The 14,782-nt window shown below is 41.7% G+C and carries 8 protein-coding genes and 1 pseudogene; 6 read left to right on the top strand and 3 right to left on the bottom strand.

Features of this window, described 5'->3' with window-relative positions:
- Positions 1-46: 46 nt before the first annotated feature.
- The gene (gene ilvB / locus V7K56_RS28740) at positions 47-1,960 is read left to right on the top strand and encodes a biosynthetic-type acetolactate synthase large subunit (RefSeq protein WP_334916094.1); all 1,914 of its coding nucleotides are present in this window, start codon (positions 47-49) and stop codon (positions 1,958-1,960) included.
- 677 nt (positions 1,961-2,637) lie between these two features.
- Here the strand turns inward: ilvB and V7K56_RS28735 are convergent.
- The 3 genes from V7K56_RS28735 to V7K56_RS28725 all read right to left on the bottom strand — a co-directional run bounded on the left by V7K56_RS28735 (position 2,638) and on the right by V7K56_RS28725 (position 8,653).
- Positions 2,638-5,166: a mannose-1-phosphate guanyltransferase gene (locus V7K56_RS28735; RefSeq protein WP_334916091.1), complete on the bottom strand. Its 2,529-nt coding sequence runs from the start codon at positions 5,164-5,166 to the stop codon at positions 2,638-2,640.
- A gap of 277 nt (positions 5,167-5,443) precedes the next feature.
- Entirely contained in the window at positions 5,444-7,312 is a 1,869-nt protein-coding gene (locus V7K56_RS28730) for a glycosyltransferase family 39 protein (protein ID WP_442940211.1), read from the bottom strand.
- A 102-nt stretch (positions 7,313-7,414) separates the two neighbouring features.
- Positions 7,415-8,653, bottom strand: coding sequence for a glycosyltransferase (locus V7K56_RS28725; protein ID WP_334916089.1), 1,239 nt, complete (start codon positions 8,651-8,653; stop codon positions 7,415-7,417).
- 781 nt (positions 8,654-9,434) lie between these two features.
- Between V7K56_RS28725 and V7K56_RS28720 the strand changes: the two are divergent.
- The 5 genes and pseudogenes from V7K56_RS28720 to V7K56_RS28700 form a co-directional block, all read left to right on the top strand.
- Positions 9,435-9,680 (top strand): annotated as a pseudogene (locus V7K56_RS28720) (transposase); the annotation flags it as partial.
- A 149-nt stretch (positions 9,681-9,829) separates the two neighbouring features.
- Entirely contained in the window at positions 9,830-11,716 is a 1,887-nt protein-coding gene (locus tag V7K56_RS28715; RefSeq protein ID WP_334916087.1) for an ATP-binding protein, read from the top strand.
- A gap of 30 nt (positions 11,717-11,746) precedes the next feature.
- Positions 11,747-13,009 (top strand): sensor histidine kinase, encoded by a 1,263-nt coding sequence (locus V7K56_RS28710; protein WP_334916085.1) that lies wholly within the window; start codon positions 11,747-11,749, stop codon positions 13,007-13,009.
- Between the two features lie 125 nt (positions 13,010-13,134).
- Positions 13,135-13,569: a hypothetical protein gene (locus tag V7K56_RS28705; RefSeq protein WP_334916083.1), complete on the top strand. Its 435-nt coding sequence runs from the start codon at positions 13,135-13,137 to the stop codon at positions 13,567-13,569.
- A gap of 489 nt (positions 13,570-14,058) precedes the next feature.
- A complete protein-coding gene (locus tag V7K56_RS28700) occupies positions 14,059-14,535 on the top strand; it encodes a hypothetical protein (RefSeq protein WP_334916081.1) in 477 nt (158 codons plus the stop codon).
- Positions 14,536-14,782 lie beyond the last annotated feature (247 nt).

Here is a 14,782-nt window from a genome sequence, read left to right as displayed (position 1 = left end):
ACTACAGAATTCAGCATTAATTTTAGCTATAGTCTGAGGTTTGGCCGTGCGTTCACTAAGTGTCTCCGTAGGAGAATCGCTTTCCCAAATTAGTCTCCCACAAACCGAGAATCACAAACAGTCTCGTACTTCTAGCTTGCCAGTCGTACCCAAACGTGCATCTGGCGGTTTTGCTCTGCTTGACAGCCTTCATCGCCACGGAGTTGATTATATTTTTGGTTATCCGGGTGGGGCAATTCTACCAATTTATGACGACCTGTATAAGGTGGAAGCAACTGGTGCTATGAAGCACATTCTCGTGAGACACGAGCAAGGTGCAGCCCACGCCGCTGATGGATATGCCCGTGCTACAGGTAAAGTAGGAGTATGCTTTGGTACTTCTGGGCCAGGAGCAACTAATTTGGTGACAGGCATCGCCACAGCCTACATGGATTCAATCCCGATGATTGTGGTTACAGGACAGGTAGCACGTCCGTCAATTGGTACAGATGCGTTTCAAGAAACTGATATTTACGGGATTACCCTACCAATCGTCAAGCACTCTTATGTGGTGCGCGATCCCAAAGATATGGCGCGAATTGTCGCCGAAGCCTTCCACATCGCTAGTACTGGGCGTCCGGGGCCAGTTTTGATTGATGTCCCCAAAGATGTAGCATTAGAAGAATTTGACTATGTACCTGTAAAACCAGGTTCAGTGAAATTACGCGGTTATCGTCCCACGGTGAAGGGAAATCCCCGCCAAATTCATGCTGCGATCCAGTTGATTACTGAAAGTCGCCGTCCGCTATTGTATGTAGGTGGTGGTGCGATCGCAGCTAGTGCCCATGAAGAAGTCAAACAACTAGCTGAATTATTCGATATCCCTGTCACCACAACCTTAATGGGGATCGGTGCTTTTGATGAACATCATCCCCTCGCTTTGGGAATGTTGGGGATGCACGGCACTGCTTACGCTAACTTCGCTGTTAGTGATTGTGACTTGTTGATTTGCGTCGGCGCTAGATTTGATGATCGCGTTACAGGCAAGTTAGACGAATTTGCCTCCCGCGCCAAAGTTATTCACATCGACATCGATCCGGCAGAAGTCGGCAAAAACCGTATTCCCGAAGTGCCCATCGTCGGCGATGTGCGGAATGTGTTAGTAGACTTGTTGCGCCGCTGTAAAGAAATAGGGATTAAGGCTACACCTAATCAAAACCAAGAATGGCTGAATCTAGTTAACCGTTGGCGCGATGAATATCCTCTAATAGTGCCGCAGCATTCCGACAGCATTTCACCCCAAGAAGTAATTGTAGAAGTTAATAGCCAAGCACCCCACGCTTTCTACACAACAGATGTCGGACAACATCAAATGTGGGCAGCACAATTCCTCAAGAATGGCCCAAGGCGCTGGATTTCTAGCGCTGGTTTGGGAACGATGGGTTTTGGCTTACCTGCGGCAATTGGCGCGAAAGTGGCGTTTCCTGATGAAGAAGTCATCTGTATTAGTGGTGATGCTAGTTTCCAAATGTGTTTACAGGAACTAGGAACAGTTGCACAGTATGGAATAAATGTCAAGACAATAATTATCAACAACGGCTGGCAAGGGATGGTGCGCCAGTGGCAGCAAGCCTTCTATGGTGAGCGTTACTCATGCTCCGACATGGAAGTAGGGATGCCAGACGTGGAGTTATTGGCAAAAGCTTATGGCATTAAGGGCATGATAATCAGCGATCGCAGTCAATTAAAAGATGCGATCGCCGAAATGCTGGCACACAAAGGGCCAGTAATCTTAAATGTCCATGTCACCAGAGACGAAAACTGCTATCCAATGGTAGCTCCTGGTAAGAGCAACGCTCAAATGGTCGGCTTACAGAAGCAAGCACCGAAAGCGGCAGCCGAGCCAGTGTATTGTAGCCATTGCAATGCTAAGAATGCTCCTACTCACAATTTTTGTGCTGAGTGTGGGACAAAGCTGTAACGCTTTTTGATAATTCTTTTGATAATTCAGACTAGAGAGGTAGGGGATCAAGGAGAAGGGGAGAAAGATGCAGGAATTCTCCCTAATTCTTGCCCCCTTTCCTCTTGCGTAGACATCGCTTAATCTTCCTGATTAGGTTGAAGTAAAAAGATATTTCCTAAGTAGGGCTTGCTGAAAAATAATAAAAAGCCAGAGGAGGATCATCTGTGAGAGTTTCAAATAAAACGCATTTTGTCAATCAGTTATAGCAGGAAGCAGGAAGCAGGAGGCAGGAGGCAGAGGGCAGGAGGCAGGAGGCAGAGGGCAGGAGGGCAGGAGGCAGAGGGCAGGAGGCAGGAGGCAGGAGGTAAAACTATTGCTAACTCTAGCATTCACCCCATCCTTATGTCCTAGCCTGTGTGACTACGGCTATAAAATACTTAAAATAGTTTTATTGAAAATGATAATCGTGTGTGGAGGAGAGTGAAAGGAGGCGAGCACTATATGAAGCAAGTCCAACAAGTAGCCCATATAGGACAACTCCAGAATTCGCTTCTACAAGAGAAGCTTTAATTTATTTTGATTGCAATTACGCCAAGAAAAATTTACCAGAATGTTCTCAATGATAATTTAGAACCTTATCAACATAATTCGTAATTCGTAATTAATTAATTCAATTACGAATTACAAATTACGAATTAAACTTCGGCTGGTTGATATTCTTGTTGTCTTTCCACAAACGACTGAACACGGGTGCGGTAGTTTCTCACAGTCTCATCTACCCATTCGCGATCGTTGCTATTTGCATACAAATGCACCAGTGGTTCACTGGCATCTGGTAAAACTAACAGCCAACTGTCATCGTAGGGTTGACAAATTTTCACTCCATCTATGAGTTCTAGGTTTTGGGCTGGGTGAGTTTCGACTAAGTAACGCATCAAAGCACCCTTGGCTGTCCACGGGCAACGGACTGTATAAGTTTTGTGAATTACACGAGGCAATTCTGATCGCGCAGCAGCAAGCGAACGCTCTTGTATGGTCAACATTTCAATTATCTTCGCAATGCAGAACATGGAATCAAATCCCGGATGCAGTTGCGGGAAAATAAAACCAGTCTCTCCACTACCTCCTAATACCACATTTGGATTCTTCTGGCAAGCTTCCATTAAAGCTGTAGGGTTGGCTTTAGTGCGAATCACTCTGCCATCATGGCGACGGGCAACTTGTTCAATAGCACTGGAAGCATGAACTGGTACAACTACTGTTCCTCTGGGGTTAGCAGTTAACATCATGTCTACCATCAGTGCTGTTAACATTTCCCCACGAATTGGGTAGCCTGATTCATCAACTAAAATTAGCTGTTCTCCATTGGCCGATACTTGCACGCCAAAGTTAGCTTTCAGTGCCTCCACTACATGACCTAACTGAGTCAGCAGTCCTTCGCGGTCAGTTACCGACATCGCCGTTTTATTGACACTGGCGTTCAGCACCACCGCATCAGCGCCAAATTTATCCAGCATTTGGGGTAAAACTGCCCCCGATACAGCATAAACATAGTCAATCACCACTTTTGCGCGGCTGTTGCGGAGTGTATGAACATGCAACAGTTTCTCAAAAGCAGTGCAGTAGCGGTCAATCACTTGGCTGGGGTAAGACACATCGCCAATTTCATGAATTAGCGCCCGCCGCATATCCTCCTTAAAGTAAGCCCCTTCAATTTTCTTTTCCACGGCTTTGGTGATATTAATGCCCTTGGCATCCATAAATTCAATCAGAATGTAGTCAGGGCGATCAGGGTGTACCCGGACGTGGATACCACCAGCTACCGACATTGTGGGTATAACTGTGCGGGTGATGGGGATAGCTGTAGCATCAAGGTTTTGAATGTCAACACCTACTGACATTAAACCAGCAATCAGCGATCGCGTCACCATCCGAGAAATATTACGCTGGTCGCGGGAAACCGTTACTTTAGAACCAGGTTTTAAAGTAGAACCATAAGCAGATCCCAATTTCACAGCGAATTCAGGGGTGATGTCGATATTAGCTAATCCTTGGACACCACGTTGCCCAAATAAATTGCGTTGAGCGATGTTCCCCCAAATCAAGTTAATGTTTAAAACTGCCCCTGACTCAATCTTTTTACTGGGCCAAACACGCACACTAGGGCTAATTTGGGCTTCTTCTCCCACCGTAGAAAGTGAACCTACAACCGCAGCTTCTAATACTTGAGCGCGGCGATCTACACGAGCGCCACGGCAAATCACACAGGCAGAAAGAGCTGCTTCATCGCCAATGAATGCCCCATTCCAGACTATGGGACGTTTAAGATTAGCATCAGCGCCAATAGTGACATTATCCCCAATTACGGTTCCTGCCTCAATTTGTACTCTTGCCCCGATGCGGCAATTATCACCAATCACTGCTGGAGTTTCAATTACAGCCGTATGATCGATATAAGTATTTTGGCCTACCCATAAATCATGAGAAACTTCTTTGTAGGCATAATCTAGTTGCACTTTTCGATCTAACGCGTCATACTGAGCCTCGCGATAAGCATCTAAGTGACCAACATCACACCAATAACCTTGAGCAATGTAACCATACATTGGCTCATCTTTTTCTAGTAATAAGGGAAATAAGTCTTTGGAAAAGTCAGTTTCAACGTTTGCTGGCAGATATTCCAAAACTTCTGGTTCGAGAATATAAGTACCAGTGTTGACGGTATCAGAAAAAATTTCACTACTAGAGGGTTTTTCTAAAAATCGCCGAATCCGTGTCTCCTCATCGGTAATTACTACTCCAAATTCAATCGGATTGGGAACCCTGGTTAAAATCAAAGTAGCTTTTGACTTTTTTTGTTTGTGATATGCGATCGCTGCCGTCAAGTCAAAATCTGTTATGCTATCACCGCTAATAACTAAAAAAGTTTCATCAAGAAGTTCGGCAATGTTTTTCACACAGCCAGCTGTACCCAAAGGCTGATCTTCTTCGACAGCATAGGTCATCTGGACACCAAAATCGCTGCCATCTTGAAAATAATCTCGCAAGACATCAGGTAAATAATGCAATGTCGCAATAACTTCTGTAATTTGATGTCGTTTAAGGAGATTGATAATATGTTCGGCAATTGGCCGATTTAGAATCGGCACCATCGGTTTCGGCAGATCGCAAGTTAACGGGCGAAGCCGCGTTCCCGAACCCCCTGCCATCAATACTGCACGCATAAATCCTCCTTAGCTAGTTATAGCTTTCGCTACTTGAAAACCTGTCAGATATATTTTGTTTTTCTTTCTCTAGTCTGCTATGGATATTGATATTTGAGGAACTTCCACAAGATGCATTACCGCAAGGCGGAAGTTAAAAGTTAAAAGTCAAAAGTCAAAAGTTTTGTACAAGGCTTTTGCAGGGCATTGGAAAGAGGACTTGGGAACAAGGAGAAGGGAAAGAGTTATTGCAAGTTCTACTTTTGTCCCCTTGTCTCCCCACTCCCCACTACCCAGCTTATTGACAATGATAAAGTTCATATTCGTAGCCGTCTACGGTTGGCAAAGATTGAGTATTAGACATGACACATGTTTTCACCGTTTCTGCTATGGGTGCGTGAAAGTTTACCAGCCACAAGTCAAAAGGTCGTGGTAGTTTTTTTAAAGTATTTTCCAGAGCAATGGTAGAAGCATTCGGATCTCGATCTTGATGAGCAAGGAGAAACAGAGGATTTTGAAGTGAATTTGCAAGTTTTATCTCCCTGGCAACTCCCATCATTTCCCCAGTGTGTACATAAGTTTTGTGGGTGGTAGCAATCAGTACTGGTGTTGGGGATGTTTGTTGAATTAGTTGCACAAACAGGTCAGGACGATAATATTTTTGATAGCCGAGATTGCAAATTACTGTAACTGCACTGAAAAATCCCATTAACCAAATTAATATTACGGCTTTTTTCCCGTTTATTCCCCATTTACCTATGCTTGTTATCCCATTTTTCCCTGGCTCTGTTTCCATCCATTCCTGAGGAGGATGCCAACAAACTGCGAGACTTGCACCTAGTAAAACAACGATCGCGGGAAAGTAAACAAAGTTATATCTAGCACCCCTGGTGAGGTCAATACTCAAAAAGTACGTAAAGATAAAGAATAAAGCGATCGCACTGATAACTACTCCAGCAAGCACCTGAATCATAATCCGGTTTTCTGGGTGCTGTAATTGAATTTTGATCCCACGCAGCAAAATTGGCACTGCCCAAATAAAGAAAGTCAACATCACCAATCCAGAAGGAATCACAACCAAAGCTTGAGAAGATTCAACTGGTAATAAGGAAATCATTGCAATCAATGTTCCTAAAGCTTGAAAAATTGGGCTGAACCAATCTAGTCCAACGCGCGAACCTCGAATCCACTCGGTCAAAGCACCACGATTTTCGTTCTCTAACAAGGTTGGTATCCAAATTAAACCCGCCACACAAGTACCTATAGCAACGGCATAGATGCGCTGCCAGAGAGGAGAGAAGAGGAGAGAAAATTTGCTGCTAGTTTGCAATTGAAGCCAAGCAAGAAAAATCAAAACTACGACTTCTGTGCAAAGAGTGAGGGTGAAAAAATAATGAGTAGCAATACCTAAAGCATTAATTCCTATCCATAAAAGTGCTACCCATATAGGTAAAGGTGTGCGGTTTTGAATATGGCGTGTGGCAATTACTAAGCAGGTGAGGGAACCAATTACCCATAAGACTGCCAAAGTGTAATGACGCGCTTCTTGTGCTAAAAATACGCCATAAGGTGATACTGCCATCATGGCAGCAGTCAAGTGTCCCACTAATGACGAACGAAACGCTACCCTACTTAATACGTAAACACACGGAATGGAGGCAGCACCAAATATAGCTGGTAGCGATCGCGCACCAAACAGCGATACCAATCCTCCATCGCTAGGAAATAATTTCATCCACAGGTAAGCCAGCACAAAATACAGTGGTGGATGACTATCTTGTGTAGCTAAGTTATGAATAACATCACCAATACTAGCCGCTGGGTTTGGTTGCAGTGGTTGTAATAAGATATCAGGTGTGATCGCTTGATCTAAGGGAACTGATAAAAAAGTATTCCCCAAGCTAAACACTAATGTGGCAAACTCATCAGTCCAAGGAGGCTTTGCAGTCAAGTTGACTAGGCGCAAGCTGATGCCGACGATCAACCACATTAAGATCGGCAAGAGATGAACCCAGGAAGGAGGAAGACGAGTCTGCCAATTATGCCAATGCTTGCGTTGTGAACTGGAGTTTTTATCTGCCAGAGGCAGGAAATGTATAGCAGATGCAGGTAGCAACGAGATAATTTGTTTGTAAAAATAAAATGCACCTTGGAAAAGAACTCTCATTACTGGGCCTCACACTCATGGATTTGTAGATTTGACGTTTGAGATTTAAGTTCGTTCTAAAATCTAAAAACAAAAATCTAAATCTCAAATCCCTCGTTGTGATTATTTCACGTCTGTGACGCGCCAGCTAAGTTTCAAGTTAACCCAGAAATTCCAGATGGTAGCAACTGCGATCGCTATCAACTTAGCTAAATACTGATTTATTTCCAAGATATTATAGAGAAAATTAATTATTAGAGCTTGTAATATAACTCCTGCCAAACAGACCGCACTGAACTTCAAGAATCGCTTGAAACGTTGATGCAAAGCACGTTGCCCCTGAGAAACATCACTAAAAGTCCATATATCATTCCATAGAAAATTATTTACGATTGCCACTCCGGCCGAAAGAATCGTACTGCGGGTTAAACCTAAATGAATTACAGTACGCAGCAAGTGAAACACCGTTAAATCCACAAACACACCACTAAAGCCAACAAACCCAAAACGCACAAATCGACCGATGGGGAAATTGACTTTTCTACGCAATCGTCCTACTTTCCCTGTGGAAAGCCGCAATCGCAGTAAGTGGTGGATGTAATCTATATACTGCTTCCATGTCACCTTACTCTCGCCCTCTTTGCGTTCGCAAAATACATACCCAACCTCGGCAACTTGGTCTACTTTTCCTCGACCAATTACTTCTAGGAGAATTTTATATCCGACTGGATTGAGTGTTGCACCTGCGATCGCACTCCGGCGCACCATAAAATAACCACTCATCGGGTCAGAAACTCTACCCAGTACTTCCGGTAAGATTACCAAGCCTAACAACTGAGCGCCACGAGACAAGAAACGCCTAACAACACTCCAGCTACTAACACCGCCTCCTTCCACATGACGGCTAGCTACTGCCAAATCTGCTCCTTGCTCAATACTACGCAACAGTTGTATGAGTATCTCTGGTGGATGTTGTAAATCTCCATCAATCACCCCCAACACATTCCCTGTAGCTGCTTGCCACCCACGAATCACCGCTGAAGACAGCCCCCGTTCCTGTTGGCGTCGCATTACCCGCAACTGAGGGTATTCTGTCGTCAAAGATTGTGCTATCTCCCAGGTTCGGTCTGGGCTATCATCATCTACCACTATTAGTTCATAGTTTCCTGCAATAGATTCATCCAGTAATTGACTCAATATGCTGACTATATTCTTGATGTTTTCACGCTCTTTATAAGTAGGAATTACTAGAGAAAGATGAATAGATTCATCACCTGTACCCACGGAGTTGGGAGGCAACTCTGAAATCTTTAGTGGGCCAGTTGATACTATTAACAGCGAGTTAGATGAGTTTGTTTTCATATTCCAAATTGCAGAACGAAGATGTGTAAAGTCTGTGGAAAATAGAGGCAAACATCTGCTGACTTTATTGACTGAACCTAGTTACTCAAAACTTGAGGAATACTTTTGTTACAGTTAAATGCCCTGAAAGTTTAGTAATTCCCGCACTTCGATTCACAGTATTTTCCCAAATTTCATCTAAATTTTACATTTCACTCTTTGTTTTTATGATATTATATGGAAAACTACGTGTTTTTATGGAAATATCCTATAGTTTTAGTTAAACTAAGTCGGCAAATATATAGTTTACTAAGCATATCTTTATAATTTTTTAATACTCTGGGAAACATTAATTTAATATGGAGTATCGAAAATTTTGGTAATATACTTATACATTATTCTTGTTACAAAAAAGTAAGAATAAAGTGCTAATGCTGATTACATAAGTTTGTTATACCCGTAAAAATTTAATTGTTGATGCAATAAGTCTTGAATTAATTAAACACTACAAAACAAAGAAAAATCCAAATAATTTTTTTAGAAATAGTTATAACTATTTCTAAACTGTTAAGAACAGCTATAGATTCCTATTTGATTTTTGAAAAAACGAACTAATCCATAAGGTAAGAAGCAATTAATATTTCGCTATTATCTGTTTTTAAAAGTAATTTCATGAAACAAATAATAAGACTATATCTCTACAGTCCCATTTTTCAAGACTTGTCAATATTTAGCAAAATAAAAAATAAGCTTAAAAAAAATTAAGAAGTTAATAAATAAGTATACTAAGTAGGTAGATAAGAACATGAAAAATCGTTTGGTAAAATTGATTGATAAAATTCTTTTACGCAAACGTGCAGTCCGCCAAGTCGGTTAATGACCATCTCAAAAACCTGTGCCAGATAGAACATTCTCGCCAACGCAACGTGTATTTAACTTCTTGGTCAATTTGATAGCGGGTTTGGCTGCTTATACTTATCTTCCTAAAAAACCCTCACTTGATATTTATCCAAAAGACTTGCCTGCGCTACCTCCTGCTGTTTTTTAATTCGTCGAACTCACGTTTTATTAGTACGCTAGTAATCTACATAATAATGAAAACTAATATAAAAAAGTAGCGATCGCGCTTTTCTACTTGATTGTTTGGGAATACTAGAGTTCTGGATATATCTTTCAAATCTAGCAACCCCTAGTATCATGCCGACATTTTTCAACTATCCTTTCCACTCTAACGGTTTTGTTCCCCACGGACATTGTTATCTCTGGCAAACTGGATTAGTTTCGCTCCACATTATTTCTGATGCCACGATCGCTCTAGCCTATTATTCTATTCCCTTCCTACTGATTTACTTTATTTCCAAGCGTAAAGACGTTCCTTTCAATGGAGTCTTTGTGTTATTTGGTGCTTTTATCATTGCCTGCGGTACTGGACACTTGATGGATATTTGGACGCTTTGGCATCCAGACTATTGGATTGCAGGTAGTTTAAAAGCTCTAACTGCCATTATTTCGATATATACGGCATTTGCGTTATTTTACCTCATGCCTCAAGCTCTCACACTACCTAGCCCTGCCCAGTTAGAAGCTATTAATCGAGTACTTTCAACTGAAATTGTCGAGCGCAAGCGCATCGAGAAAGAACTACGCATTGCAGAGGAAATCGCTCAAAACTCCAGCCAAGCCAAGAGTGAGTTTCTCGCCAATATGAGTCATGAACTACGCACACCTCTTAACGGTATCCTGGGCTATACACAAATTCTCCAACGCACAGAATCTTTGAGTGAAAAAGGACGCAAAGGACTCAGCATTATTTATCAATGTGCTTCTCATCTTTTAACTCTAATTAATGATGTCCTCGATCTTTCCAAGATAGAAGCTCGGAAGTTGGAATTGTATCCTGTTGATTTCTACTTGCCTGCCTTTATAGATAGCGTGACCGAAATTTGCCGCATCAAGGCAGAACAAAAAGTCATCGCATTTCATATTGAGCTCGATCCTGATTTACCAACGGGTATTCATGCTGATGAAAAACGCTTACGGCAAGTACTGATTAACTTGCTTAGTAATGCCATGAAATTTACTCATCAAGGCAGTGTCACCTTCAAAGTTGAAGTGATTGGTCAAGAATCAAATGACAATGGAAAAACTAACTACAAAATTCGTTTTCAGGTAATAGATACTGGCACGGGTATAACCCCTGAACAAGCCGATAAAATCTTTCAGCCCTTTGAGCAAGTAGGAAGTCAGAAACGACAATCTGAAGGTACAGGTTTAGGATTAGCAATCAGCCAAAAAATTATTTTGTTGATGGGTGGTCAAATTCAGGTGCAAAGTGAATTTGGCAAAGGTAGCACTTTTTGGTTTGAGGCAAAATTGCCAGAATCTAAAGACTGGGCAAAAGTTTCTAGAGTGGTTGAGCAAGGAACCGTTATTGGTTATCAAGGACAAAGGCGTACTATTTTGATTGCGGATGACAAATGGGAAAACCGATCGGTAATTGTAAATTTATTAGAACCAGTTGGGTTTACTGTTGTAGAAGCTAGTAATGGTCAGGAGGCATGGGTACAGTTTCTAGCCAAGAAACCAGACATGATTATCACTGACTTAGTGATGCCTATATTGGATGGATTTGAGTTGATCAATCGTTTGCGTCAGTCTGGACCATTTAAAGAAATTCCTGTCATCGCTTCGTCAGCCAGTGTGTTTGCAGCCGACCAGCACAAAAGTATTGATGTAGGTGCAGATGCATTTCTACCAAAGCCTGTAGAAGCTGAAACACTACTAGAAATGCTACGACAATTTTTGCACCTAGAATGGATTTTTGACGGCAAGGTAGATGCAATTCAAAAAAACCAGGCAGGTGGTTTGGATCAAGAAAATGAGATTATTTCTCCTGCCAACGAGGTTTTACAACAGTTGCTTGAACTCGTACAAGATGGCGATATTCAAAAAATTTTAGAACTGACTGAACAACTTTCTGCATCGGACGATCGCCTAAGAGTTTTTGTCCAGCAAATTGTCCAGCTTGCTAGTAATTTCCAACTCAAACGTTTGGAAACTTTTATTCAGCAATACATTAATTAACTTGAGTGAAATTTTAATTTTTAATTCATCATGAGCAAAACTCAAAATAACGGATTTATTTTGATTGTGGATGATAATCCCACAAATTTATCTCTCCTGTGTGAAGCGCTCAATAGTCAGGGTTTTCGTTTCCGTGTTGCAGTCGATGGAGAAAGTGCGATCGCCCAAGCCGAACGCAATCAACCAGAGTTGATTTTGCTGGATGTACAAATGCCGGGTATTGACGGATTTGAAACTTGTTGTCGCCTGAAAGCCAATCCTGTTACCCAAAACATTCCAATTATTTTCACCACTGCCTTAGCGGATACGGAAAGCAAAACGAAGGGATTTTCCCTTGGTGCAGTAGACTATATTCCCAAACCGTTTGCACAAGAGGAAGTTATTGCCAGAGTGCGCGTGCATTTACAACTCAAACAATTGACTGAATCTTTGGAACAACAAGTCAGCGATCGCACCAAGGCTTTGCAAAAAGCCCAAGTCAAGCTGGTGCAGCAAGAGAAGCTATCAACACTTGGAGAGTTAATCTCTGGTATTGGACATGAAATCAACAACCCTATCAACTTTATTTCCAGCAATATTTCACCCTTGCAAGGATACATTGCAGGAGTAACCGAGTTGCTCCTACTGTATGAACAAGAGTATCCAAACCCAACAGCCAAAATTACCATTGCTATTGAGGACTTGGATCTAAACTTTGTTCTCGAAGATATGGGAAAAATTTTGAATTCACTCCAGCTAGGAAGTGAACGAATTCGGAACCTTTCTAATTCACTCCGCAACTTCTGTCGCTCTGATAGGGATGCCAAAATATCTGCTGATTTGCACCAAGGACTAGATAGTACACTAATGATTTTGCAACACCGCCTCAAGGCTAATGGCGATCATCCCACCATTGAAGTTATCAAAAGTTATGGAGTATTACCAGAGGTAAACTGCTATATTGGGCAGATGAATCAAGTATTTATGAACATTCTGGCAAATGCAATTGATGCTCTTGACGAAGCTATAATATATGGCAAAATGAGCAATCTAATTCCTCAGATTCAAATTGCAACAGAAATAGATTCTGAACAATTGGTTGTAATTCGGATTGCTGACAATGGCATTGGTATTCCTGAACGGCTTAAAAAACGCTTATTTGAGCCGTTGTTTACTACAAAAACCGTTGGTAAAGGCACTGGACTTGGCTTGTCGATAGCATACGAAATAGTTGTAGAGAAACACAACGGTGTATTAGACGTGAATTCTCAACCAGGTATGGGAACCGAATTTATCATCAAAATTCCCATCTGAGAACAACAATTTAATTAATTACAAAACTGCTCTAGCATTTATCATATTGAAGACTGGGGAAGAATTTTCCCAATACCCATCCCTAATTTCTATATAGAGTGAATTCAACCTTAGAGCCTCAATTAATGGCAGAACGCATAGAATCTCTCAAAGCTGGAATAATTGGAGGTTTATCTGTATGTTTTGCTTTCGTGCTTGCCAGTCTCTTGAATATTTTTGTACTAGCAAAGTATTTTCAGATCTTCGCAAGTCTGCAAATTGATCTTAACTGGCATTGGTGGGTGAGTAGTGTAGTTGCAAGTTTTACTGGCTTATTATTTGGTGTCACCTACCGCTATATTATCCGCTCAGATCAAAATCCTCAACTCAAAGCTGGTGGTGTGTTAGCCTTTGGCTTGGTGCGCGGATTAACTCAGATAGAATTTGGGTGGAATTCTCACAGCACAATTTGGCCTTTTTTGGTGTTGGCGGCAGAAAGTTTATTATGGTTTGCGCTGGCTGCAATCGCTCTTGATATCGCTATTCAATTGCGTTGGGTTAAAACTTTTTCATCAATCTAAATTCCTGTGTCTTACAGCTACCTGTAAGCCTATACAGGAGATTGTGGTTTAAATAAATGAAAAAAGCAAAGCTACTGCAAACATCACAGTTCTGTAGTTTAATAAATCCTCGTTCCCAGTCTGAAGACTAGTGGGACTTAGGCAAAAAACACCGATAAAATGACCTCAAACGTATATCTCAAAGGGTTTTGACATTGTTTTGCTTGGTTTGTTAATATATCTGGGTTTCAGGCGTTTTCGGGCATTTGGTGTATTTCCCTTACCCCGCAAGGGTTTGAGGCTTATTTATTCCTCAAAAATGTTTAAGTCCCACTAGGAATGTATTCTGAGAGGCTCTGCCTCTGGTCAAGCCACTAGAGGCAAAGCCTCCCAGGCTGGGAACCAGTCAAGGCAAAGGCTGTATTTTAACTTCCTGCCATTCGCCCAAATACCTGTTTTACTCGTAATATTGGATACTATATTGTGGGTTTGATTGCTGTTGGGGTGTTAATGTCTATTTCATATAAATATACTGTTCTTGCTCCTGTGAGCCTAAGTATTGCTTTATGCGTTACTAGTTGCAGCGACAATAAAGTTTCCCAGTGCCAACGACTGATTCGAGTTGTGAATGCTGGAACTTCTCTAATTGATAAAAATAAAGGAACGCAAGTGATAACTAGCATACAGCTATCTAAAGATTTAGACTTTGTGACTAAATCCATTGCAGAACTGAAGCTAACAGATCCGAAGCTGAAAGAATTTCAAAGCAGTTTTGTGAAGATTTTTCAAAATCTTAGTCAAGCGATCGCTAAAGCAGGTAAGGCGCTTGGTGCAACCAAGACAGCAGAAGCCTCGGAATCTGGGAGAGAAAAAATTCAAAAGGCGAGAGCCGAAATTGATTCAGCACTGACAACAGCTACAGCTCTTGGCAAACAGTCAGATACATTAGTGAATCAGATGAATAAGTATTGTAGCGAGCCAGAATAATCTATCTAGGGCATTGGGCATGGGGCAAAACAGTTCCGAGTTTCGAGTTCCGAGTGCTGAGTAAAGAAGTGAGATTCCTCACTTCTTTACTCAGCAAAGGGCATTGGGCACAATAGGCAGAGGTGCGGAGGCAATATTTTTCGGATAAACCCAATAATCTCTCTTTTGGTCTGGGGAAAGGTTAATGGGCTTGGGGAAAAGGTAAATTCAAACCTTTTCCCTTTCTCCAAAACCCGAAAAGTATTGG

Source organism: Nostoc sp. (assembly GCF_036917535.1).
GTDB lineage: Bacteria > Cyanobacteriota > Cyanobacteriia > Cyanobacteriales > Nostocaceae > Nostoc.
The sequence above is the reverse complement of the archived record's forward strand: the minus strand, read 5'-3'. Positions and strand labels throughout refer to the sequence as shown.